Annotated in this window: 28 protein-coding genes and 3 pseudogenes; 20 read left to right on the top strand and 11 right to left on the bottom strand. The window is 68.2% G+C overall.

Annotated elements, in window-relative coordinates:
• Positions 1–45 precede the first annotated feature (45 nt).
• Positions 46–1,047 carry a helix-turn-helix transcriptional regulator gene (locus tag ACWIGU_RS27915; protein WP_454404440.1) on the top strand — a complete coding sequence of 334 codons (1,002 nt, stop codon included), beginning with the start codon at positions 46–48 and terminating at the stop codon, positions 1,045–1,047.
• A gap of 19 nt (positions 1,048–1,066) precedes the next feature.
• The gene (locus tag ACWIGU_RS27910; protein WP_454404439.1) at positions 1,067–1,309 is read left to right on the top strand and encodes a hypothetical protein; all 243 of its coding nucleotides are present in this window, start codon (positions 1,067–1,069) and stop codon (positions 1,307–1,309) included.
• Between the two features lie 162 nt (positions 1,310–1,471).
• Here the strand turns inward: ACWIGU_RS27910 and ACWIGU_RS27905 are convergent, their stop codons facing one another.
• Positions 1,472–1,996, bottom strand: a complete 525-nt coding sequence (locus ACWIGU_RS27905; protein WP_454404438.1) for an AAA family ATPase — start codon at positions 1,994–1,996, stop codon at positions 1,472–1,474.
• 679 nt (positions 1,997–2,675) lie between these two features.
• Entirely contained in the window at positions 2,676–3,641 is a 966-nt protein-coding gene (locus tag ACWIGU_RS27900; RefSeq protein WP_454404437.1) for a quinone oxidoreductase family protein, read from the bottom strand.
• 20 nt (positions 3,642–3,661) lie between these two features.
• Here ACWIGU_RS27900 and ACWIGU_RS27895 point away from each other — a divergent pair, with 20 nt between their 5' ends.
• Together ACWIGU_RS27895 and ACWIGU_RS27890 are read left to right on the top strand one after the other, a co-directional pair.
• Entirely contained in the window at positions 3,662–4,288 is a 627-nt protein-coding gene (locus ACWIGU_RS27895) for a TetR/AcrR family transcriptional regulator (RefSeq protein ID WP_454404436.1), read from the top strand.
• A gap of 86 nt (positions 4,289–4,374) precedes the next feature.
• On the top strand, positions 4,375–4,884 hold the full coding sequence (locus ACWIGU_RS27890) for a nuclear transport factor 2 family protein (RefSeq protein WP_454404435.1): 510 nt from the start codon (positions 4,375–4,377) through the stop codon (positions 4,882–4,884).
• A 9-nt stretch (positions 4,885–4,893) separates the two neighbouring features.
• Here ACWIGU_RS27890 and ACWIGU_RS27885 read toward each other — a convergent pair whose 3' ends face one another.
• Together ACWIGU_RS27885 and ACWIGU_RS27880 are read right to left on the bottom strand one after the other, a co-directional pair.
• Positions 4,894–5,286, bottom strand: a complete 393-nt coding sequence (locus ACWIGU_RS27885; protein WP_454404434.1) for a winged helix-turn-helix transcriptional regulator — start codon at positions 5,284–5,286, stop codon at positions 4,894–4,896.
• Entirely contained in the window at positions 5,276–5,905 is a 630-nt protein-coding gene (locus tag ACWIGU_RS27880; protein WP_454404433.1) for a TetR/AcrR family transcriptional regulator, read from the bottom strand. The genes ACWIGU_RS27885 and ACWIGU_RS27880 overlap by 11 nt, the downstream gene beginning before the upstream one ends.
• A gap of 77 nt (positions 5,906–5,982) precedes the next feature.
• Here ACWIGU_RS27880 and ACWIGU_RS27875 point away from each other — a divergent pair, with 77 nt between their 5' ends.
• A complete protein-coding gene (locus tag ACWIGU_RS27875) occupies positions 5,983–6,303 on the top strand; it encodes an EthD domain-containing protein (protein ID WP_454404432.1) in 321 nt (106 codons plus the stop codon).
• Positions 6,304–6,318: 15 nt separating this feature from the next.
• On the opposite strand, the gene ACWIGU_RS27870 is transcribed toward ACWIGU_RS27875, so the two are convergent.
• Both ACWIGU_RS27870 and ACWIGU_RS27865 read right to left on the bottom strand, forming a co-directional pair.
• Positions 6,319–7,248, bottom strand: coding sequence for an SDR family NAD(P)-dependent oxidoreductase (locus ACWIGU_RS27870; protein ID WP_454404431.1), 930 nt, complete (start codon positions 7,246–7,248; stop codon positions 6,319–6,321).
• 83 nt (positions 7,249–7,331) lie between these two features.
• Positions 7,332–8,219, bottom strand: coding sequence for an SDR family NAD(P)-dependent oxidoreductase (locus ACWIGU_RS27865; protein WP_454404430.1), 888 nt, complete (start codon positions 8,217–8,219; stop codon positions 7,332–7,334).
• A gap of 70 nt (positions 8,220–8,289) precedes the next feature.
• Here ACWIGU_RS27865 and ACWIGU_RS27860 point away from each other — a divergent pair, with 70 nt between their 5' ends.
• Positions 8,290–9,222 carry a LysR family transcriptional regulator gene (locus ACWIGU_RS27860; protein ID WP_454404429.1) on the top strand — a complete coding sequence of 311 codons (933 nt, stop codon included), beginning with the start codon at positions 8,290–8,292 and terminating at the stop codon, positions 9,220–9,222.
• 33 nt (positions 9,223–9,255) lie between these two features.
• Here the strand turns inward: ACWIGU_RS27860 and ACWIGU_RS27855 are convergent, their stop codons facing one another.
• Positions 9,256–9,693, bottom strand: a complete 438-nt coding sequence (locus tag ACWIGU_RS27855; RefSeq protein ID WP_454404428.1) for a VOC family protein — start codon at positions 9,691–9,693, stop codon at positions 9,256–9,258.
• A gap of 30 nt (positions 9,694–9,723) precedes the next feature.
• Here ACWIGU_RS27855 and ACWIGU_RS27850 point away from each other — a divergent pair, with 30 nt between their 5' ends.
• Positions 9,724–10,155, top strand: a complete 432-nt coding sequence (locus ACWIGU_RS27850) for a TetR/AcrR family transcriptional regulator (RefSeq protein ID WP_454404427.1) — start codon at positions 9,724–9,726, stop codon at positions 10,153–10,155.
• Between the two features lie 122 nt (positions 10,156–10,277).
• On the opposite strand, the gene ACWIGU_RS27845 is transcribed toward ACWIGU_RS27850, so the two are convergent.
• Entirely contained in the window at positions 10,278–10,745 is a 468-nt protein-coding gene (locus tag ACWIGU_RS27845) for an ArsR/SmtB family transcription factor (RefSeq protein ID WP_383687157.1), read from the bottom strand.
• A gap of 70 nt (positions 10,746–10,815) precedes the next feature.
• Here ACWIGU_RS27845 and ACWIGU_RS27840 point away from each other — a divergent pair, with 70 nt between their 5' ends.
• From ACWIGU_RS27840 to ACWIGU_RS27825, 4 genes are all read left to right on the top strand, one after another.
• Positions 10,816–11,778, top strand: a complete 963-nt coding sequence (locus tag ACWIGU_RS27840) for an NmrA/HSCARG family protein (protein ID WP_454404426.1) — start codon at positions 10,816–10,818, stop codon at positions 11,776–11,778.
• A gap of 63 nt (positions 11,779–11,841) precedes the next feature.
• The gene (locus ACWIGU_RS27835) at positions 11,842–13,185 is read left to right on the top strand and encodes an ISL3 family transposase (protein WP_454404425.1); all 1,344 of its coding nucleotides are present in this window, start codon (positions 11,842–11,844) and stop codon (positions 13,183–13,185) included.
• Between the two features lie 11 nt (positions 13,186–13,196).
• On the top strand, positions 13,197–13,481 hold the full coding sequence (locus tag ACWIGU_RS27830; protein WP_454404424.1) for a hypothetical protein: 285 nt from the start codon (positions 13,197–13,199) through the stop codon (positions 13,479–13,481).
• A gap of 290 nt (positions 13,482–13,771) precedes the next feature.
• Positions 13,772–13,948 (top strand): hypothetical protein, encoded by a 177-nt coding sequence (locus ACWIGU_RS27825; protein WP_454404423.1) that lies wholly within the window; start codon positions 13,772–13,774, stop codon positions 13,946–13,948.
• Positions 13,949–14,027: 79 nt separating this feature from the next.
• On the opposite strand, the gene ACWIGU_RS27820 is transcribed toward ACWIGU_RS27825, so the two are convergent.
• A complete protein-coding gene (locus ACWIGU_RS27820; protein WP_454404422.1) occupies positions 14,028–14,585 on the bottom strand; it encodes an RICIN domain-containing protein in 558 nt (185 codons plus the stop codon).
• Positions 14,586–15,003: 418 nt separating this feature from the next.
• Between ACWIGU_RS27820 and ACWIGU_RS27815 the strand changes: the two are divergent.
• A pseudogene (locus tag ACWIGU_RS27815) lies at positions 15,004–15,468 on the top strand (nitroreductase family deazaflavin-dependent oxidoreductase).
• A 9-nt stretch (positions 15,469–15,477) separates the two neighbouring features.
• Here the strand turns inward: ACWIGU_RS27815 and ACWIGU_RS27810 are convergent.
• A complete protein-coding gene (locus ACWIGU_RS27810; RefSeq protein WP_454404421.1) occupies positions 15,478–15,726 on the bottom strand; it encodes a hypothetical protein in 249 nt (82 codons plus the stop codon).
• 44 nt (positions 15,727–15,770) lie between these two features.
• Here ACWIGU_RS27810 and ACWIGU_RS27805 point away from each other — a divergent pair.
• The 7 genes and pseudogenes from ACWIGU_RS27805 to ACWIGU_RS27775 all read left to right on the top strand — a co-directional run.
• Positions 15,771–16,183, top strand: a pseudogene (locus ACWIGU_RS27805) (transposase); the annotation flags it as partial.
• Positions 16,184–16,314: 131 nt separating this feature from the next.
• Positions 16,315–17,471 (top strand): annotated as a pseudogene (locus ACWIGU_RS27800) (RNA-guided endonuclease InsQ/TnpB family protein).
• A 109-nt stretch (positions 17,472–17,580) separates the two neighbouring features.
• A complete protein-coding gene (locus ACWIGU_RS27795) occupies positions 17,581–18,189 on the top strand; it encodes a class I SAM-dependent methyltransferase (protein ID WP_454404420.1) in 609 nt (202 codons plus the stop codon).
• Between the two features lie 257 nt (positions 18,190–18,446).
• Positions 18,447–18,731 (top strand): hypothetical protein, encoded by a 285-nt coding sequence (locus ACWIGU_RS27790; RefSeq protein WP_356290900.1) that lies wholly within the window; start codon positions 18,447–18,449, stop codon positions 18,729–18,731.
• Positions 18,728–19,126 (top strand): hypothetical protein, encoded by a 399-nt coding sequence (locus ACWIGU_RS27785; RefSeq protein WP_454404419.1) that lies wholly within the window; start codon positions 18,728–18,730, stop codon positions 19,124–19,126. Before ACWIGU_RS27790 ends, ACWIGU_RS27785 begins: the two co-directional genes overlap by 4 nt.
• Before the next feature lie 328 nt (positions 19,127–19,454).
• Positions 19,455–19,661 (top strand): DUF6417 family protein, encoded by a 207-nt coding sequence (locus ACWIGU_RS27780; protein WP_454404418.1) that lies wholly within the window; start codon positions 19,455–19,457, stop codon positions 19,659–19,661.
• A 237-nt stretch (positions 19,662–19,898) separates the two neighbouring features.
• A complete protein-coding gene (locus ACWIGU_RS27775; RefSeq protein ID WP_454404417.1) occupies positions 19,899–20,213 on the top strand; it encodes an integrase core domain-containing protein in 315 nt (104 codons plus the stop codon).
• Positions 20,214–20,234: 21 nt separating this feature from the next.
• On the opposite strand, the gene ACWIGU_RS27770 is transcribed toward ACWIGU_RS27775, so the two are convergent.
• Positions 20,235–20,972, bottom strand: coding sequence for a VOC family protein (locus ACWIGU_RS27770; RefSeq protein ID WP_454404416.1), 738 nt, complete (start codon positions 20,970–20,972; stop codon positions 20,235–20,237).
• A 406-nt stretch (positions 20,973–21,378) separates the two neighbouring features.
• On the opposite strand from ACWIGU_RS27770, the gene ACWIGU_RS27765 reads away from it, so the two are divergent.
• On the top strand, positions 21,379–22,125 hold the full coding sequence (locus tag ACWIGU_RS27765) for a phosphotransferase family protein (RefSeq protein WP_454404415.1): 747 nt from the start codon (positions 21,379–21,381) through the stop codon (positions 22,123–22,125).
• Positions 22,126–22,442: the final 317 nt, after the last annotated feature.

Below are 22,442 nucleotides of genomic sequence, written 5' to 3'. Positions count from 1 at the left end.
CGCTTCCGGCCACTTTCTGACCGGAACTCAGGGCAGTATTCCGGCATGGCGAACACCAGCTCACGGACCCTCAGACTGCTCTCCCTGCTGCAGACCCACCGCCACTGGCCCGGCCTGGAACTGGCCGACCGGCTCGCAGTCTCCGAGCGGACCCTGCGCCGCGACATCGACCGGCTGCGCGAGCTCGGCTACCCGGTCAGCGCGGCCCGGGGCACGGACGGCGGCTACCAGCTCGCACCCGGCGCCGTCCTGCCCCCACTGCTGCTGGACGACGAGGAAGCGGTGGCGCTCGCGGTGGGCATCGGCGACGCGGCACAGAGTGGGATCGCGGAGATGGAGGATGCGTCCCTGCGCGCACTGACCAAGGTGGTGCGGGTCCTGCCGCCCCGGCTCAGGGCCAGGGTGGACGCCCTGCGCGCGATGACCGTCTCCGCTGCCGCGTCCGGGCCGGCCGTCACAGCAGGCGTGCTGACCGTGGTCGCCCAGGCATGCCGGGACGAGGAGCGGCTGCGGTTCGGCTACGCATCCAGGGGCCACGCACCCACCGAGCGCGAGGTGGAACCGCACCGCGTCGTCGCCCTTGGCGGGCGCTGGTACCAGGTCGCCTACGACCTGGACCGCCACGACTGGCGCAGCTTCCGCCTCGACCGGCTGACCGACCCGGCCGCGACCGGCGCCCGCTTCCGGCCCCGCCCGCTCCCGGCCGAGGACGCCGTGACCTTCGTCCAGGCGGCGAGCGGGGCCCCGGCCCCGTACACGGTCGAGGCCGTCGTCCACGCGCCATCCGCACGAGTGCGGCAGGCGGTCGGCCAGTGGGGCACGATCGAGCGGCTCGGCCGGGACAGCTGCCGGCTCACCATGACCTCGACCTCCCTCGACTGGCCGACCCAGGCACTGGGCAACGTGGGCGCCGAGTTCGAGGTCCTGGGACCGCCGGAGTTCGCCGCGCACGTCCAGGAGTGGGGTGCCCGCTTCCTCCGCGCCACCCGCCCCCCGACGAGCGCCTCTCCAGGGTGCCGGACTCGGCCGCCAGGTCGTGAGGTCTGAGTCCACAGCTATGTTGGCAATGCGTTCACTTGGGGCAGTGGAGGGCCTGGCCGGCGAGGTCGCGGTGGGCGGCCTCCAGGCGTCGGCGACGGATCCACGCGGCGACGGCGGCGCCTTCGTCTCGGAAGAGGCGATGCGGAGCGTCGGCGGAGATGTGGTGCGCGGTGGCGATCGTGCTCGCGTTGAGCTGGGAGTGATGCCGGTGTCGTGCAGGAGCAACATGATCGGCGTGAGCAGCAAGTCCAGGGCCAGCGACGGGTAGCGCCGGGCGCGCGCGAGATTGCGGCCCAGCATCGGGGCCCAGGGCGTGTCCGGCGGATCTCGGTTCGCCACGCCTGGCACGACTTCGTGGCCGAATCCCCGAGTGCGCGCAACGGCTGCCCCGGACTCCCGCTCCTGGTGTTGGACCGCGCCAAGGTCGGGTTCACGCGAGTGACGGCCACCGATCGGCAGCCCATTCCAGCCATCCCGACCATCCCGGAGGCGGACCTCCCCTCGTATGCCCACCAAGTTCGGCGGCGTCGGGCTCCTCGAAGAGCGTCCTCCAGTGCACGAGGTCCGCTTCGCTCATCGGGAAAGTGTGATCCGGGGTGGTCGACTGGCGATGGGCGATGCGAGCACGTTGGGTCTCACGGTCCACCGGCACGTACACAAGGCGGCAGGATGCCCCCGCAGACTCCACCAACCAGCGGATCGCGGACCTCTCGTCACGGGACCAGCATCCGAAATCCAGAACCACGTCGGTTCCAATTCGCAGCGCCTCCAGAGCGAGCCAGAGAAGCCGGCCCTCCAGCACGTCGCGCTTCCCATCCGCATCAGACTCGCCGAACAGTGGCTTCATCCACTCATCCGGTGTCAGCCGTAGGGCGCTGTGCTCCTGGGCGAGTTGCCGAGCCCTCGTGGTCTTTCCGGCCCCGGGCAGCCCGATCATCAGGAACAACATGGTCACATCCAGACCCTGTCAGGAAGACCAAGTGCAGGGCGACTACTTTTTCTGAAGGCCGGGCCGCACCGCGGCCAGTAGCTTGGCGGTCCCGGGTCCTCCCGGGTGGCTTCTCCACGAGGTTGAGCAGCAGTTGTTCACCTGGATGGGAGGCATCTGATCCGCTGCGAAGTCGATGTTCACGAGAACCAGCTCGTGAACGACTGACTTCACGACTCGTGAATCAAGCCAGGTATCCGGTCGACTGGAGCCCGCCGAGGCTTCGCCGCACCCAGCACACCGTCACCCGCATCGGGCAATGGCGAACCTGGTACGAAATGTCACCACTTCTCGCTGCAGGACATCGCTGATCGCGAAGGAACCAGCCTCGCCGCTGTGCGGCTGGCGTTCCTCAAGAACAGGGTCTCGCTGCGCCCCTCCGGGTCCTATCCGGGTCGCCCTCGGCGGGAGTGATCTTTCCCTGTGCGACAGCGGCTGTGCGAGGTGGTTTCGCGTCTTTTCAGGCAGGGGCTGGTCGTCGATTGACTTGAGGGCGCTGGTGTTAAGGGCGCCTGGCCGGGTGCGATCTCGGCAGCCAGCCAACCGAACACCAGCTACGCACTGCGTATCGCTTACTGGGTGACCGGCGTGCGCGTTCCGCCGCCTCCCGTGTCCTGCCGACCGGCCTTTCGAGGTCGTTCCCAGTTCAGGGGAGCAGTAGGAGTTTGCCGGTGGTGGCGCGGGACTCGATGTCGTGATGGGCTTGGGCTGCGGCGTCGAGTGGGTAGCGGTGGCCGATTCCAGGGTCGAGGTTCTTGTTCCGTACCAGGTCGAAGAGGTCGGCGCTGTGGCGCAGGAGCGCCTCGCGGGTGGGGATGTGGTCACGGAAGACCGGATAGGAGATCTTGATACTGCGGGGCAGCTCCCGCATGTTGACCACAGGGGCCGCGCCCAGGACGGCCCCGTAGTAGAGCAGCAGTCCGTGCCGGCGGAGCACGCTCATGGACGCGCGGAAGGTGGTCTCACCACCGCCGTCGAAGACGACATGGACGCCCTCCCCGCCGGTCAGATCCAGCACCGGCTCCACGAACGTGGCGCCGGTGGACAGCACGATGTGGTCGGCGCCGGCGCGGCGGGCAGTGTCGGCCTTCTGCGCACCGGACACGACGCCGATGACGGTGCCGCCGCGGGCCTTGATGAGTTGGGTCAGTTTCTGCCCGAGTCCGCCGGCCGCGGCGTGCACCACGGCGGTCTGGCCGGGCTGGATGTCGGCGGCCTCGGTGACGAAGTGGTGAGCGGTGATGCCCTGCATCATCATGCTCGCGGCCACGTCATCGGGGATGTCGTCGGGCACTGGCACGGCGTCGGCCGCGGGCAGCACGACCTGCTCGGCGTAGGAGCCGTAGGCGTACACCCAGGCGACCCGGTCGCCGACGGCGAACTCGTTCACGCCCGGGCCCAGCGCGCTGATGCGGCCGGCGCCCTCCACACCGGGCACGAAGGGGAGTTCACCGGTGGCCGCGCCGAGTCGGCGGGCCCCGGTGTCCATGAAATTCACCCCGGCCGCGGTGATGTCCACGCGGATCTCTCCCGGCCCGGGTTCGGGGGCGGGCAACTGGGCGATGTGCAACTGCTCGGGTCCGCCGAGTTCTTCCACAACGATGGCGCGCATGTCAGGCACCTTTCTTCCGGATGCCGTCCACCTTCCCTCGCATAAAATGGACCAGCAAGTCCAATCGGGGAGCCCGGTGGCGCATCGTTGACGGCGCGGCTGAGGAGATCCGCGAGCGGGGCGCCGCTGGCACGACCCTCGACGACGTCCGTGCCCGCACCGCGACCAGCATGAGCCAGATCCTTCGCTACTTCCCCGGCGGGAAGGAGGAGTTGCTTCTTGCGGTCGCCGCCCTCGAGGCCGACCGCGTCCTGGAGGACCAGGAGCCCCATCTCTCCGACTTGCGCACGTGGTCGGCCTGGCAGGACTGGCGCGACGCGGTGCTGCGGCGCTTTGAGCAGCAGGGTGTCAACTGCCCGCTCAGGGTGCTGATCACCGAACTGGGCCGCACCACTCCGGCCGCGCAGCAGCTGACGGGCCAGTTGATCAGCACGTGGCAGGCGGCCCTGCGCGAGGGCGTCCGGCCCCTGCAGGAGACCGGCGAGATCGACCGCCGGTTGAACGCCGACCGCACGGCGGCCGCACTGGTCGCCGCGGTGCAGGGCGGGGTGGCCATCCTGATGGCCACCGGTGGCATCGCACACCTCGAAGCGGCCCTCGACGCGACGCTGGCCCTGCTGCGGGCCGGCGCTCCCGATGGGCAGTGACCCGACGAGTGACAGGTCTCTCATCCGGATACGCACTTTTTTGTCAGTACTTCCGGCGACAAGTCATGCCGCCGTACGGTGCGGTCATGACGTACAACGCAACCCGGCAGAACGCCGGACAGCCTCTGGAGCAGCGCCTTCAGTACCTGGAGGACCGCATCGAGATCCAGGACCTGATGGTGCGGTACGGCCTCGGCCAGGACCTGCACGAAGACGGCGACAACGACGTCCTGGAGCAGTGGGACTCGGTCTTCGCGCCCGAGGCCCGTGTCGACTATTCGGCGGCCGGCGGCCCGCAACTGAAGGACATCCCCTACAAGGACCTCGTCGATGTGATGCGCGCACCCGACGGGACCATGAGCGGACTGCTCAAGTGGCAGCATTTCCAGGGGTTTTCCACCGTCGACATCGACGGCGACCGCGCCGTGGCCCGTACCCAGCACCTGCACACTCACAAGGGCAACACCGACGGACAGGGCTGGAATCTCATCCAGACGGGCTTCTTCGTCGACCGGCTGGAGCGGCGTCCGGAGGGGTGGCGCATCATTCACCGCACCTTGGAGATCATCTGGATGGACACCTTCCCCACGGTGTGACGGGGTGCATCAGCCCGCCTCGCCGGAAGCGGGATCCTCGCCCGCCAGGGGAGGGGCGGCGCTGCACGACTGTTCCGCCCAGTCGTGCAGGGCGTAGAGCGCCGTCGCCAACTCTGCGCCGGCCGGGGTCAGTTCGTACTCCACATGGGGCGGCACCTCGTCGTAGACAATGCGGCGCACGACGCCGTCGCTCTCCAGCGCGCGCAGCTGCTGGATGAGCATCTTCTGCGTCACCTCCGGGATGGCCCGTTCGAGGTCGGAGAAGCGGCGCGGCCGGCGGACCAGGAGGTGATGGATGATCAGCAGTTTCCATCGGCCTCGCAGGATCCCCAGGGCGTGCTCGACACGGCTGATGGAGCACACCGAGGCCGGTGAGTTGGCGGGGTGGGAGTCAGCGGTCATGGTGCTGGGAACCGTTCTCGGCGGAGGATTCCGGTGAGGAGTGGCGGGTAGTAAGGGCGGCCACCAGTCGCCGGTTGGTTTCGTGGGGTGTCATGCCCCAATCCCACTCGGTCTTGTGCAGGCGCAGGGAGACGACGCCGTGCCAGGCCGACCACAGCAGGAGCGCCGCGGCGAAGGGTGCCTGCGGGTCGACGCGGCGGGCGAGTTCCACGATGCGCCGCTGCAGGCGGGGCCCGTGTTCGGCGCGGGTGGCCGGGAGCTCGTCATTGCTCTCGAACAGCAGCTGGTAGGCGCCAGGATGCTCCAGCGCCCAGGCGATGTACGCGTCGCCCGCGACGACCAGCTGGTCGGTGCCGTCGGGTGCACTGTCCAGCGCCGCTTCGACAGTGCTGATCAAGGAGGTGTACTCGGCGTCGAGTACGGCGGAGCGCAGGTCTGCCTCCGAGGGGAAGTGCCAGTAGACCGCGGACGGGGCGACTTGGCAGGCCCGCGCGATCGAGCGCAGGGACGGCACGGCGACAGGTTGCGGCTGCGCCAGCATCTCCACCGCGGCGGCGACGAGCTCGCCGCGCAGGTCGCGGCGGTCTCTGGCGTTGGCTACTTCTCGGGATCTGCTCACCACTCCATTGAACACCTGTTCATTGTAGGCTTCAATGAACAGGTGTTCAGGAAGGTGCTACGGCAATGCTCACGCTCATGACGGTGATCCGAAAGCGGCCCGAGGTCTCCACGGAGGACTTCCGCCGCTTCATGGAGCACGAATACGGACCGACCTACGCGGCGCTGCCCCAGGTGAGGGAGTACGTGCACTACTACCTCACGGACATGGTGAGCGACGGCGTGGAAGATCCCATCGACGCCATCGTGTGGATCAGCTTCGACTCGCAGTCCGCGATGCGCGAGGCGCTCGCGACACCGGAGTACCAGCGGGCACATGAGCTACGCGGGGCCTATATGCGGGAGGCGTCCACCGGTATCCATTCGGCGGTCCTGGACCGGCAGGTGCAGCTGGTCTAGCCGTATGCGTCCCGATCACGCGGCGCCTGCGATCAGGTCCTGCGACAGGTCCCACAGGCGCCGCGCGCCCACCGGGTCGACGGCGTAGCGGGCCACGCCGTGCAGCGAGCCGGATCGTCGGTCGACGATCTCGGTCTCGTTGCAGTCGACGAAGTAGCGGCCGCCGACGCCTTCGAGCAACGGTGAGGTGGCCAGGAGCGCTGACGTGGCGGCGCCCTGTTCGACGGTCTTGATCAGCTCGGCGGGGACGCGGCCGCTGCCCCGGCCGCCGGTGTGCCGCTGCAGGTTCGTGTAGATGGCGCCCGGCATCAGGGCGTTGGCGGTGATGTTGTCGTCGGCCCAGCGGCGGGTCGCCTCCACCGCGAACAGGACGTTGGCCGTCTTGGACTGTCCATAGGCGAGCCACGGGTCATAGGGGCGGAAGGCGAAGTTGACGTCGTCCCACACGACCGGTGACTGCTGGTGACCGGTGGAACTCACCACCACGACACGGGCGTTGCCGTCGGCGGCCAGCGCGCCGTGCAGGCCGGTGGCCAGGGCGAAATGGCCGAGGTGGTTGGTGGCGAACTGCCACTCCCAGCCCTGCTCCGTGTACTGCTCGGGGCAGGCCATGACGCCCGCGTTGTTCACCAGGACGTGCAGCGGGCCCTGCCAGGCGGCCGTGAAGGCCGTGATGGACGCGGGATCGGTCAGGTCGAGGTGCACGGCGCGCATGTCCTGGTTGCCGGTCGATCCGGTGATGTCTTTGGCAACGCGTTCGCCCGCCGCCACGTCCCGCACGGCGAGGGTGACCGCCGCGCCAGTGGCCGCCAGGGCGCGGGCCGTTTCCGCCCCGATGCCGGAGGAGGCGCCGGTGACGACCACGCGACGGCCGGAGAGATCGATACCTGACACGACCTCGCCTGCGGTGCTGGCGAAGCCGAACGGGGTGGTGAGGGCACTCATGAGGGGACTCCTTGCTGAAAAGGCTGGATGTTGAAGCGGCCACGGGTACGGCGGACGGCGGCGGACGGTGTGGTCCGGTGCGGTCAGGGGACGAGCATCGAGTCCTGCTCGACCGGAGGTGTGCCGTCGTGCCAGGGCAAGACCTTGCCGAAGCGCAGCAGCTCGCCGTAGAGCGCCGGGTCGACGTGCTCGGCGAAGACCAGATCGAGGACGGCCTCAGCGGCCCGGGCGGGCGACTGGGCCTGGCTGTAGTCGCTGAACCACGGGCGCGAGGTCGCCGTGTCGACCATGCCGGGGCAGACGGCGGCGACGAGCGTGTCATCCGCCAGATCCCGGGTGCGGCGTTCGGCGGCGACGGCGCGCACGGCGGCGACCTGGGCCACCTTCGAGGGCACGTTCAGCCACAGCGGCCAGCCGGCCTCCTGCGCGGTCTTGTGGTGGATGGCGCTGCGCCACGACTCCACGGCGTACTCGACCTGGTCCAGGCTCGCGCCGTCGAACAAGTGGTGCAGCCGACCGTCGAGGTGACCGAGCGTCCCCAGGCTGCTGGCCACGACGAGCAGGCGGCCACCCGGACGCAGCACCGGGCCGAAGGAGCGCAGCATCGCGTGCGTGGCGGTGTTGGAGACGTCGATGAACTCATCGGCCCGCTCCGACTGCGACTCCTCGGGGAGCAGCCGGGCGACCGCGTTGGAGATGACGACGTCCACCCCTCCGTGACGGACCCGCAGATCCTCGGCGAGACGGGCCATGGCGTCGGAGTCCGTGACATCCAGGACCCGGCCCTCGACACGGGCACGGGTGGCGGACAGCTGGGCGACCTCCCGGGCGGCGTCCGCCACGCGCTGTTGACTGCGACCGGTGAGCAGGACCAGGTCCTGCGGATCCATGCGGGCCGCCAGTCCCTCGGCGAAGGCCCGGCCGAGTCCCTGGTTGGCGCCCGTGACGAGGGCGATGCGTGAAGTGGTCATGCGTCCACGCTAGAAACCCGCCCTCCATGAGTCCAACGAAAGTTTGGAACAGCTAGCATGCGTAAACATCATGGACTTCACTGATGTGTCACTGACTGCGTTGCGCGTCCTGCGGGCCGTGGCCGAACAGGGAACCTTCACCGCGGCCGCGGCGTCGCTCGGCTACACCCAGTCCGCGGTCTCCCGGCAGATCGCCGCGATCGAGCGCACGGCAGGCACGGAACTGCTGGAGCGACGGCGCGACGGGGCCAGACTCACGCCCGCCGGGCGCATCGTCATGCGCCGCGCGACGGTCGTGCTCGACGAGATCGCCGCAACCGCCAGGGAACTGTCGGGCCTGCCGGAGCAGACCGGGACGGTCCGCCTGGGCTGGGTTCCCAGCGCCGGCGCCGTGCTGCTCCCGCGAGCCCTTACCGCACTGCGCGAAAGCGACCCCGGACTCGAAGTCGTCGGCCGCGAGGGCGGCACCCCGGCACTGGTCCGCGCGCTGCGGGCGGGCAGCCTGGATCTGGCCCTGCTCGCCTCGGCGCCACCGTTCCGCGCGCCGGACACCGAGTCACCCCCACTGGCCCTGCAGACACTCACCGAACGCCCCCTGTGTCTCGCGGTGCCCGCCACGCACCCCCTCGCCCGCGGCACCTACGTGGACGTGACCGATCTGCGGGGGCAGCGCTGGATCGCCGGGTCCTCATCAGGAGAGGACCGCCTGATGGGCGTGTGGCCCGGCCTGGACGAGCGCCCCGAGATCGCCCACACCGCCCGCGACTGGCTGGCCAAACTCCACCTCGTCGCCGCAGGGTGCGGACTGACCACCCTTCCCGCCTCGCTCGTCTCCGCCACACCCCCTGGAGTGCGGGTCCTCCCCGTCCGCGGCGGCCCGCAAGAACAGCGGCGCCTGCTCCTGGCCCGCCTGCCCGCCCCTCCGACCCAGGCCGTGACACGGGTGGCCGCTGTCCTCCGCGCGACAGCACTCGACGCCCATACACCCCATCCCTCCGCATGAGTGCCGTGCTGCGCCGGCCCGGACCCGCCCTGCTCATGACGTCTCGATCAGCTCCAGCAGATTGCCCTCCGGGTCGGCGACGTACGCGTAGCGCATGCCTGCACTGGCGCCGGGCGCAGGGCGCGACACCGCAGCGGCGCCGCAGTCCTGCGTCAGACGGGCGAACGCGCCGTCGAGATCCAGGACTTGAAGCGCCAGGTGGGTGAAGGTCTGTGCGGCGGTGGCGGCAGAAGCATCGGTGTGCGAGACGGTGCGCGAGCCGGACCGTTCGACGAACTCCACCCGCAGGCCCGCCGTATCGCTCAGAACGACGGTACGGACTCCCGCTTCAGGCATCTCCAGGCGCTCTTCCACCTGCGTGAGCCCGAACGCGTCGGCGTACCAGGCTTCCTGTGCGGCAAGGTCCGCGACCGAGAGGCTGACGTGGTGAAAGCGAGCAACGCACATGACAACTCCCGCGGTTAGTGCCATTTACCTGGTAAGTGATGTTGACCTACCGGCATGGCCCCTCCCGCTACTCGACGTCCCGTCGGCCACCATCACGGCGACCTGCGCAACTCCCTCCTGCGGGCATCCTTGGAGCTGGTCGGCGAGCGCGGTCCTCACGGCTTCACCCTGGCCGAAGCGAGCCGCCGGGCCGGAGTGAGCGTCGCGGCGCCGTACAAGCACTTCGCCGACCGGGACGCACTGCTGGCGGAACTCGCCGCACAGGGCTACCGCGAGCAGCGAAATCGCTTCGCCGCAGCCGTGAACGGCATCGAGGACCCCGCTGAACAACTGGCGTCTTTCGCGGCGGCATACGTCAGATTTGCTGCCGAGGAACCTGCTTTGTTGGCTCTTCCTACTTCAGGTGGGGGCAACGGTCGCCAAGTGCTTGATAGATCTGGTGGAACACGCCGCCCTGGTCGATGCCTGGGTAATGATCGCGGCTAGCGAGGCTTCGAGGATCGCGGAGGCAGGGATTGGTTCCTGCCTCAGTCACGCCCGCGATGTCGCGAGGAGTCTGGTGTGCCGTGCGCCGTTGGTCGCCTCGCGGCGCCCTTTCGCGATCGTCGCTATGTGCCGCGGAGCATCTCCGCGAGTCGCGACAGCGTGCCCTCGTTGCGTTTGTAGTGGATCCACTTGCCGACCCGTGTGGCCTGTACCAGGCCTGCCCGCTCGAGGGTTGCCATGTACGAGGAGACTGTCGATTGCGCCAGCCCCGACTTGGCCTGCAGATGGCTGACGCAGACTCCGACCTCGTCCCGGTCGGCTATCGGCTCCCACTGGGCGAACTCGCCGTGAGGGTCCCGCAGCCAGTCCATGATTTGCAGCCGTGCAGGGTTCGCCAGCGCCTTCAAGGCCTCGACCGCAGCCAGAGGGGGCTCGTTCTCCGCGTCGCCTCCTGAGTTCGTTGCCTGTGACGTCGCCACGGTCGCCTCCTCACCTCTCACACACCATCGTATCTCGATGTGACGAACCGAGTTCGCCCCCAGCCACACATTGACACATCGCGATATCGCGATATGGTCGTTTGCGTTCACGCCCCTCCGGTATCTGCCGCGTAACTGCCGTCCGCCGCGAACACCGGGGATACACAAGAGGAAGTACACGATGTCTGAGAGCAGCAAGCCGTTGATCGTCGTCGCGGGTGCCACTAGCAAGCAGGGAAGGAGCGTCGCCACCTCCTTGCTTGAGAGCGGCAGGTTCCGAGTGCGAGCCCTGACCCGAGACGCCGGCTCTGCCCAGGCCCGGAGCCTGGCAGGACTGGGAGCGGAGATCGCCGAGGTTCCTCTCGCGCTGGGTCACCAGCGCGAGCTCGTCGACGCGTTCAGATCGGCCGAGGGGGCCTTCCTGATGACCCCGCCCATCGCGCCGACCTCCACCGAGGAGGCCGAGGAGTTCCTTCTTGGGCGCCAACTTGCCGATGCAGCGGTCGAGGCCGGAGTGAGCCACGTCGTCTTCAGTGCGCTCGAGAACGTCGACGAGCGGTCCTCGGGCACCAAGTACGCCCCGCACTTCACCGACAAGGCGCTCATCGCGGAGTACATCCGGACTCTGCCGATCGCGCACACCTTCATCATGCTCTCGTTCTTCTACACCAACGCGCTGGAGTACTACCCCCCGCGCATCGATGGTGACACGGTGCTCATGCCTTTCTACCTCCCCGAAGACTTCCGTGCCCCGTTCGTGGACCCACTCACCGCGACCGGGCCGGCCGTCCTCGAGGTGTTCTCCAACCCCGACACCTACCGCGGTGCCTGTCTGCCGGTCGTGGGGGACGTCATCTCCCCAGCCGAGATGGTCGAGGCGTTCTCCCGCGTCACCGGACTCAAAGCCGAATACCGCAGCGCCTACTCTCGCGAAGACCTGCTGACCTACTTCCCCGCGCTGGGGGAGAACCCTCTGCTGGTCGACGAGACCCTCGGCATGGTCCAGTACGCGGTCGACCTCGGATACTTCCGAGACGACCGCGACACGACGTGGAGCCGGCGCATCGATCCCAACACGCTGAGCTGGGAACAGTTCCTCCGCAAGACCGACTGGCATGGCCAGCCGGTCACCTTTGGTCACTAGACCCATCGCCGACGAGATCAGACACGCGCGCCATTCGGGAAGGCCTCGACGTTGTCTGAGCCCGTGGCGCGTGCCGCTGCGCGCTGCCATCACGCCAACGCCTACTGCGTGAACTGCGACCTGCTCGTCGGTCTCGACGATCTCCACGTGATTGACGTCGACCGGGGTGATGGCGACCGATTGACTGTTCGGGTCGAGTCGGCGCGGATGGTGATGGGCTGCCGGACCTGCGGCGCGATCGCTCACTCCCACGGTCGACGCGAGGTGGTCCTAATCGACGCACCTTGCTTCGACCGGCCCGTGAAGATCGTGTGGCGCAAGCGGACCTGGCGCTGTGTCGAACCGGCCTGCCCGGTCGGCACGTTCACCGAGCAGAACCATACGGTGGCCGAGCCGCGGGCGCTGCTCACCGTGCGGGCGTGCTGGTGGGCGATCCGACAATTGCGGCGTGAGCACGCCTCCGTGCGCGGGATCGCCCGCCAGCTCGGCACGACATGGAACACGGTGTGGACCTCGATCCGTCCCCTGCTCAAGGCGATGGCCAATGACGACACGCGGTTCGACGGGGTCACCCGGCTCGGGGTCGATGAGCATGTCTGGCACCATGACAGCGAACGACCCATCGACCAAGGGGGTCGCGGGCCGAAGATGCTGACCGGGATGGTCAACCTGACCACCGACGCGAAGGGAAGGACACGAGCCCGGCTGCTCGACCTCGTCCCGGGCCGGTCCGGGCAGGCCTACGCCGACTGGCTCGAAGAACGCGGACCGGGCTTCCGTGACGGGATCAAGGAAGCGACCTTGGACCCGTTCCGCGGCTACAAGAACGCCATCGATGACAAGCTCGAGGATGCGACTGCGGTCCTGGATGCGTTCCACGTCGTCAAGCTCGGTTCCGCGGCCGTCGACGAGGTCCGTCGTCGCGTCCAGCAACAAATCCATGGCCACCGGGGCAGGAAGGGCGACCTGCTCTACGGCATCCGCACCATCTTGCGCTGCGGGGTCGAGAAACTCACCGACCGACAACGAGCGCGACTCGACCTCGCGATCGCCGCTGACGAACGCCACGACGAGGTTCTCGTCGCCTGGCTCTGCGCCCAGCAACTGCGAGCCGCCTACCAGGCCGACAGTCCCGCCGAGGGACGCAAGATCGCCGAGAAGGTCCTCGCCACCCTCCCGACGTGCCCGATCAAGGAGATCAAGCGACTCGGCAAGACGCTGCAGCAATGGCGCGAAGCCTTCCTCGCCTACTTCGACACCAGCCGCGCCAACAACGGCGGCACAGAGGCCATCAACGGACTCATCGAACTCCAACGCCGCATCGCACGAGGCTTCCGCAACCGCGATCACTACCGACTACGCATGCTGCTCATCGGAGGCGGACTCACCAGCCCCCACCTGAAGTAGGAAGAGCCGCTTTGTTCGATGTGACCTTCAATGCGGGACTCGACAAGTCCAGGTTCGCCGAACTGGCCACGGCGGGCGACGAGGTGGCCCGCCTCCTGCTGCCGGTGGCCCGACAGCTCGCCTCAGACCCGGACGCCGCGTTCGACCTGCTGCTCAGGATCGCCGCTGCCGCGCACGGCCTGGCAGTCTTCCTGCGGCAGGGCCTGTTCGGTGTGGGAAGCGCGGTCCTCTCGGACACCGAGGAGAAGGCCGCCCGCACGGCCCGGGCAATCACGGGACAGGGCGCCAGCTCGTGATCACGTAAAAGGCGAGCCCTGGCTCGCAGCCACAGCACCAAGAAGGGCCACGTTCGTGAGACTGATCCACTGGGACACGGAGTAAGACACAGGCTGAAGTCACAGGTCACAGCATCGCTACAGGACGCGGCCAGTGAGATCCCACAACCAGGCCAAGGCGGATGCCGACGTCAGCACATTGACGCGGCGCGCACACCCTGTCAGCGAGGCGCACCCTGGAGATGTACGCGACTGCCGGGAGGTAAGCGATGTCGTATCACGAGGGAAACCCTTGGAAAGAACCACAGCGGATGCCCCGCACCAATCACCACATCGTGATCAGCGGCCTGCTGGCCATCGCCCTCGTGGTCGTCCTCGCGGTGCTGGAGATCGAGGCAGCCGCCGTCATCGTCGGCCTGGCCCTGCTCACCGCGCTCGTCCTGTTCATCGGCGGCCGGGCCGGCAAGCACCACGGCCCGCAAGCCTGACGCGCGAGCGCCCGCCTCGACGGGGGAATGAGAGGCGGGCACAGGCAGTCACAAATGCGGCCCGCCGCCCCGACGAGCTTTACGAGTCTGGCAACGGCGAGAACGACATCACCACCAGCCACTGCTGATTCTTCCCAGAGTGCTTGCGCCACACCTGAGGCCGGCTACCGCACTCCCCCTCACTCGGCCTGTCCAGCACCAGACCAGTCGCCGCGTTCTCCAGGTAATGGGCGCGACCGTTGGGAGAAGGAGTGAGCCGCCACCTCTGCCGCGGCTCATCGACCCCCTCGCGCATCTGCGGATGATCGCCATTGCGGCTGCCGTGACCGTCGAGGAACAGGTTGTTGCTGTACGAAGCGATACGCACTTCACCGTCATAACCCGACGGGATGAGTCGCCACAGTTGGTGAGGCAGGCCGTGCACGGTCCACAGGTTCGGGTGGGTCCCGGCGTCGTGGTTGAGGGCCGTATCCAGTGCGAGGCCGGACTCCACGGAGATGATCAGGAAGGGGCCAGGCTGCGTGACGGCCCGGCGACGGCGACGCTTGAAGACCGCCCCCACATCATCCGTGGTGATCTTCAGAAAGGGCGGCAAGGGAGTAATCTCCGCGCCGAATCTTCGGCCTTCGTCTGTCACAGAAGCCAGCCTAGGGAGCCCCTCTCCATTTGGGAGTATCCTCGTCAAACTCCTCTACGTGGATCACGAGAAGGGCCCACTGCCCGCTTCAGCGGGGCCGTTCATGGGGCCGGAGTCGCTCGCCACGTGGATGGCCGACCCGGACTGGACCGGCTTCAGTGCCCGCAACGGTTCTGTGGCCCGCGCGGTGGGCCTTCGGCATCGGCCCCGGGCGGAGCTGCTGACGGACACCCTGCGCTGGGAGCGAGAACAACGTCTCGGTCGGCCCCGCCGGGCCGGCCGATACGGATTGGCTCTCGGCCCGAAGCGCCGGCACAGCGGCGCCGCCTGGCCCGTGTCGGGACGACGGGCTCGCCTCCGCAGGGGGCTCGTGCTGAACTGCGCAAGACAACCGGTGCGCGGCGATGGGGTGAGCACGATGCCACTTGAGGGCGAGTACGGGCCGAGTCCGGCGCAGTGGATCCGCGACCAGGTCGAGCTGTAAGAGAGTTCGGGCGGCAGGCAGGGGACGACGCTCTGGGACACGGGCCTGCCTGTCGTCATTGTCACGATGCGCGGCGCGAAGAGCGGCAAGATCCGCAAGATCCCACTGATGCGGGTGGAGCACGCGGGGCGGTACGCGGCCGTGGCCTCGAAGGCCGGCTTCCCGCGTCACCCGGTCTGGTACTTCAACCTCAAGGCCGACCCGCACGTGGAGCTCCAGGACGGGCCCGTACGCCAGGACATGACGGCCCGAGAGATCGCTGGGGCCGAGAGGACCACGTGGTGGGAACGCGCCGTTGCCGCGTACCCGCCGTACGCCGAGTACCAGGCAAAGACCGACCGGGTGATCCCCGTCTTCGTGCTGGAACCCGTCCACGGGGCGGAGCCGACGGGGTTGTGAGAGCGCAGGTCAGCTGCCGCCCCGGGCGGCTCGCGCCCGGTCCAGGTAGGCGTACAGCGCGGTCATCTTCTCGGCCGGCCAGGGCAGGCTCTGGAGGAAGTCGCCGCGGTGGTCCTGCCACAGCTGCTGGATCGCGGCTTGCAGCTGCTCGCGCTGTTCGGCGGTGATGCCTTCGGGCTGGAAGGGGGCGCCCAGCTCGTCGTAGCGCCGCAGGAGGTCCTGCACCTGCGGGTCGTCGACCGGGGTGTCGTCCTGCACATGGCCGAGCAGTTGCTCGACCGGGCCGGCCCAGCGGAACCTGCGGAGCCAAGAAGGCGATCCAGGACATCTACAGCGCCGAGGACCGCGATCACGCCGAGGCGGCGGTCAGGACGTTCGCCAAGCTCTACGGCGCGAAGTTCCCCAAGGCCGTCGAGAAGATCACCGACGACCAGGAGCAGCTACTGGCGTTCTAGGACTTCCCGGCCGAGCACTGGATCCACCTGCGCACGACGAATCCGATCGAGTCCACGTTCTCCACCGTGCGGCTGCGGGCCAAGGTCACCCGCGGTGCCGGCTCCCGCACCGCCGCCCTGGCGATGGTCTTCAAGCACGTCGAGTCCGCTCAGGCTCGTGGCGAGCCGTGAACGCACCCCATCTCGTCGCCCTGGTCCGGGCCGGAGCCCGCTTCGAACGCGGTCGGCTCGTCGAGCGATCCAGCGCCGTGGCAGCATGACCGGCTTCAGCGGGATCTAGTGAGGATCCCCGGGCCTTCAGGCCCGGGAGGAATCACTTCTCAAAATAGGGGTGGCCTGCGTGTACGCACGGGTCTGCATTGTTGTCAGTGCCCCCGCATAGGGTTTCGGTATGAAGATCGTGGTGCAGGTGAAGCTGATGGCGGAGGCCGAACAGGCCGCCGCGCTGCGCTGCACGCTGCGCACGGTCAACGATCTGGCGTGCTGGGTGTCCCAGGTGGCGTTCGCTCGCGGCGTGCCGCGTGAGTATGAGCTGCGTAAGCACACGTATGCGCACCTCAAGGCCGAAGGCTCGGGGCGCAGGCGGCGCAGCATGTGATCAAGAAGGTGCGTGACGCGTACACCACGCTGCACGCCAACCTGCGCGCCGGAAATCTCGGCAAGGCGAAGTCGAGGCGCCGGGTCAAGGCGCAGTCCAAGCCGATCGCGTTCCGCCCCGAGGCCGCGCAGCCGTATGACGACCGGTGTTTGAGCTGGCAGTACGACGCGCAGACGGTGTCCATCTGGACGATGGCCGGGCGCGTCAAGAACGTCTCGTTCGTGTGTTCCACCGACGCGCTCAAGACGCTCCGCGACTACCGCAAGGGCGAGTCCGACCTGATCGAGCGCGACGGGGTCTTTTACCTGATCGCCACCTGTGACGTGCCCGAGGCTGAGGCGTTCGAGCCGGACGGCTTCATCGGCGTGGACCTCGGCATCGTCAACATCGCCACCACGTCCACCGGCTACCAGGCCGCCGGGCGCGGCCTGGGCCGCTACCGCAAGCGTCAGCTCGCCCTGCGGGTCAAGCTCCAGAAGAAGCGCACCAAGTCCGCCAAGCGCCGGTTGAAAGAACGCTCCCGCCGCGAGACGCGGCACGTCAAGAACACCAACCACATCATCGCGAAGACGATCGTGACCGAGGCTGAACGCACCGCACACGGCATAGCCCTGGAAGAACTCAGGGGCATCCGCCGGCGGGTACGGCTCCGCAAGCCCCAACGGGTCCAACTCCACTCCTGGGCCTTCGCCCAGCTCGGAGGCTTCATCGTCTACAAGGCCAAGCGGGCAGGCGTGCCCCTGGTCCACGTCGATCCCGCCTACACGTCGCAGACGTGCGCCGAGTGCGGCCACGTCGACAAGCGCAACCGTGTCAACCAGGGGCTGTTCATCTGCCGGGGGTGCGGGGTCGTTGCCCACGCCGACCGGAACGCTTCCCACAACATCGCCGCACGCGGCGCTGCTGTGTGGACTGCGGGGCGTGAGTCACGCGTCCCGGCCACCCCATAGCGGGTGTCTGGACGGAGGAGTCAACCCAGCAGCCAGTTGGGAACTACCTCCAAGCCCGGTCCTTTAGGGCCGGGTCAAGTTGACCAAAGCGCCCAGGGAGGCATCCGCCATGTCCGACCTCGACAGCCAGGTTCCCTACTGGGACGCTGCCGCCGGCACGAAGACGTTCACCCACCCGCTCCATCTGCCCTGGCTTGAGGGGATCAGCAGGCATGCCGCGATCCTCGACTACGGATGCGGATACGGCCGCGTCATGGAGGAGCTCGAGCAGCGCGGCTTCGGCAACCTCACCGGCGTCGACGCCTCACCGGGAATGATCCACCGGGCACGCCAGCTGCACCCCACCATGGATTTTGCAGCCCTTGACGCACCACCGGTCTCTCCTTACCCGGACGCAGGCTTTGACGCAGTCCTGCTCTTCGCCGTGCTGACGTGCGTCCCCAGCGATGAAGCCCAGCATCGGTTGATCGCCGAGCTGAACCGCATCCTCAAGCCGGGCGGGATCCTTTACATCAGCGACCTTCTGCTGCAAAGACGACGAACGCAACCGCAGCCGCTACAACCGCTATGCCAACCACCACGGCAGCTTTGGCGTTTTCGAAACCGGCGACGGCGCGGTCTGCCGCCATCACTCCCGCGACTGGCTCTCCACCCTGCTCGCCGGGTTCGAACCCGGCGGCACCCGGACCATCACGGTGTCCACCATGAACGGGCATGAGTCAACCGGGATCCAGATCCTCGCCCGTAAGCCCACGCTGGATTGAACGCAGCCCAAGATCCACAGGTATTGGCAATATCTCCTGCTGCTGCCTCCTGGGAGCATGCGAGTACGGGCTGCCCCGCCTCATGCTTGCCGGCGCCCGCGCCCTGTGCGCTGAGCGCGACCTCCACGACCGACTCGAGGAGCTCACTCGAAGCGGCTCGGTTGCGAGGCACCCCGACCCGCTGGGGCCGTAGCTGATCTATAGTGCCCCTATGGCAACGACGACGATTCAGGTGCCGCGCGAAGTCCGTGATCATCTGGCCGAGCTGGCCCGGGAGCGGGGCCTGAGCCTGGGGCAGCTGGTCGAGGCGCTCGCCGCCGAGCAGCCGACCGCGGCGCAGCGCGCCGAGAGGCTGGCCGCGGACCGGGAGGTCGTACGGCGCCAGATCGGGATCGACCTGAGCGACGAGGAGTTCGACCAGGCCCCCGACGTCCTCGGCAACATCTACAAGATCGCCGCCGAGAAGGCCCGCACCGCCCGGGACACCGCCGCGTGATCATCCTCGACACCGGCGCCGTCAAAGCCCTCGCAACCGGGCACAAGGCGCTGAACCTGCTCGCCGGCAACATGGCCACCACCCCAGGCGACCAGCTCCGCATCCCCGCCCTGAGCCTCATGCAGGCCGAAGCCGACGAGGAACACCTGCACCGACGTGTCCTGGCGTTCTCCTCCGTCGTCGTCGACCCGCTCGACACCATGGCCGCCGCCACCGTCGGAACGATGATCCGCGACGGCTACGGCAGCCCCGACACCTGCCACGCCCTGTACTGCGCCCTGCCCCGCGCGGAGTTCACCGGCATGTCGATCCTGCTCACCGAAGACGAGCACCGATATCCGCCCGGCGTCGTCACCGTCGACATCAACGCGCCCGGCATGCTCGGCTTCCACTGACCGTGGAACCCGAGGGTGACGCCCTGGCGCCCCCACAGCCGAGCCGAGGACCGGCCCGCGCCGCACATCCCGTCGGTGACGACCACGTTGGTGCTCCTCGAGCCGGATATCGGGCGGGCCGCGCCGATCTTCCCGCCGTCGCCAGCCGGCATTCGTCCCACGCCCCGAGCGGCTCTCACAGGACCCTCGCGCGATGCGCCGTTGTCTGCCCTTACCCTCGCGCGATGCGCCGTTGTCTGCCCTTCGGGTGGTCCACAGCGCTCGATGTATCCCTTGAGCGTCGGTACGCGTTGAAGTGAGCATGGATGCAATGGATGCAATGGATGCAATGGATGCAAACGAGCACACCGCTGTAGCGGACCTCATCCCGACTCAGGACGACGCAGCGCGACGTCTGGCGATTCTCACCCTCGACGAATCCCACGACCTGCTGCGCCTGCTCGAACTCATCGCGAGCGAAGGGGCGGACGAGCTGTCGCAGGAGGCGGACTGGTTCGCCCGCGAGATCGCCGCACGCATCCCGTCGGACAACTAGCGCGCGGACGGCGCTTCACGTTCGGGGAACCTTCGGCGCTGCCACCGCAGCGATAGCCGTTGAGTGAGCAGACGGTCCGCGGCGGTCAGGACGGCTCTTCGAGGACGAACCCCATACGGCTACCCGAGGGATCTCCCGCCGCAATGACGGCGCCCCGGGTGACTTCATCGGAGACCAACCCATCAGCTCCTTCATCCACCCTGCGGGCCTGCCTGTCACACCTCCACAGTCGAGGTGGTGCGACGACCGGTCGAATCCGCCCAGTACACATCCTTCGCGTTCGCCGCCGACCTCCTCGACGCCGGCGTCGAGGAGTCGATCGGCACCGTCGCCGACGCCCTGGACAACGCCCTCATGGAGTCTCAGATCGGCCTCTACAAAACGGAGTTGATCAAGCCCTACAGGCCCTGGCACAGCCTCGCCGACATCGAACTCGCCACCGTGGAATGGGTGGACTGGTTCAGCAACCAGCGCCTCCACACCGCGGTCGGCGACATCCCGCCCCACGAGCACGAGACCTATGGGGTTCCTCGAGAGCGTCAACCGTCATGAGGGAGCGGACGGAGTTCTGCGTCACCCCCGGCCGAGGACGCAGAACTCGTTGCCCGCCGGGTCGGCCAGGACGACCCAGGAGACGTCACCCTGACCCACGTCGACCCGTGTCGCGCCGAGACCTTCGAGCCGGGCGACCTCCCTCGTCTGGTCCTCGACGGGGTCGGACATCACGTCGAGATGGATGCGGGTCCATACGGCCTCGTCGTCGGGCGTACGGCGGAACTCCAGGTACGGCCCGACGCCCTTGACGGAGCGCAGCAGGGCGCGGTCGTCGGTCAGTTCGTGGACGGTCCAGTCGATCGCCTCGCCCCAGAACCGGACCATGGCCCGTGGGTCGGCGCAGTCGACGACCACGGCGGCTATCGGCCCGGTGTCCCGGTAGAGCTCCCGGGGCTCCAGGACGCTGAACACATTGCCTTCCGGGTCGGCCATCACCGTCCACGGCGCGTCGCCCTGGCCCACATCGGCGGGCGTCGCCCCGAGTTCCTTCAGACGTGCGACCAACTCCGCTTGATGGGCGTCGGAGGTGGTGGCGAGCTCGATGTGCACGCGATATCTCACCGTCTCCGGGTCCGGGACGCGCACGAGATCGATGCAGACGGCGGACGGGTCGGGCCAGTCGAAGCCCACGGGTTCCAGGTTGGTGACGCCAGGCCCTTCGCTGGAGACACCCCAGCCGAGTACCTCCGCCCAGAACCGGCCGAGCGCCGAGTCGTCCCCGGCCTTGAAATTCACCTGAACAAGTTGCAGCGTCATGCCGCGTACCTTAGGTGATCTCCATCGGGCAGGCGTCTGAATAGTGTTACGTCGCCAAGCCGCCAGGCGGATACTGAGCTTCTTCTTGCCCGGCTGGAGATACCTCAGCGGCCGAGCAGATTCCATCCAGAGGGCTCTCTCCTCGGCATGTCCACCGACGCCCCAGCCATGAACGTGCCCCGCAGCCGTCTCGGACGTCTCACCCGGCAAGGCTTCTTCCTCACCCAACCCGGACGAGGCCGCTACCAGAAACGGACTGAGGACTCCTCACAAAACCGGTGGGCTTGACCTGGTCAGAGGTTGGTGTCGTGCACGAGGCCGCCAGGTAGCGGGACGCGGTCAGCCGCGTAATCGCACGCGATAATCCCGGCGACGTCGGCGGTCATCCCCGGGATACTGGTCACCCATGGATGAGGTCAAAGTCGTCGTCGCCCATTCCGAGCGCGCGACTCTGCGCGTCGGCGACGTGTTCCTGAAGGTGGACGCCGATCAGGCGCGCATCGACGTCGAGGTCGAGACGATGTCTCTCGCGCCGGTCCCGACCCCGGAGGTCCTGTGGCGCAAGCCGCCCGTGCTCGCGATCGCCGCGCTACCGGGGACGACGCTTGGGCGCCTCGGCGGGCCGTCGACCGGGTCGCCGGCGGCGTGGGCCGCGGCGGGCGCCGCCATCCGGAAGCTGCACGACGCGCCGCTGCCGGCCCGGCCGGGCCGGGCCGGCCGGAGCATCGTCGCGCTGGCGGCGGAACTTGACGACGAGTGCGAGTTGCTCGTGACGAGCGGCGTCCTGCCCGCCGACCTGGTCACCCGCAACCGCCAGGTCGCCGAGGCCGCGCTCCGGCCGTGGACTCCGGCGTTCACGCACGGCGACCTGCAGATCGCGCACGTCTTCGTCGACGGCGACGAGGTCACGGGCATCATCGACTGGTCCGAGGCGGGCCAGGGTGATGCCCTGTACGACCTCGCCACCTTCACACTCGGACACGAGGAGCACCTCGACGACGTCATCGCCGGTTATGGCACCGACGTCGACCTCGACGTGATCCACGCGTGGTGGTCGTTGCGAAGCCTGCTGGTGGTTCGCTGGCTGATCGAGCACGGCTTCGACCCCTTCGCACCGGGCTGTGAGGTCGACGTGCTGAGATCCCGGATGTGAGGCTGTGCGGGCCGGACCGCCGCGTATGCGTTCTGACGCATCGAGCAGGCCATCCGCTGGGGCGCATCGCCTGCCCTTACGCTCAACAAAGTGCGGTGCGAAGTCGTCGCCAGCAGATGACGGCGCAGCCGAGGGTGACGAATGCGTGGTGGAGTGGAGGTCGTCGCGGATCTCCCGGCGGATGCGCAGGCGGCGGAACCAGTGCAGCAGCGCGGATGGGTGGGCCACGCGGCGAGGTGCTCGCCGAAGGCGGGTCCTTTTCCGCACGGCCTCCCGCCGAACCGGACATGACGGTTCCCTCTCATCCGGCTCTCCAG

The sequence above is a fragment of the Streptomyces sp. NPDC055400 genome (assembly GCF_053644375.1).
Note: the sequence above shows the minus strand (reverse complement) of the source record. Positions and strands in the feature narration are given on the sequence as shown.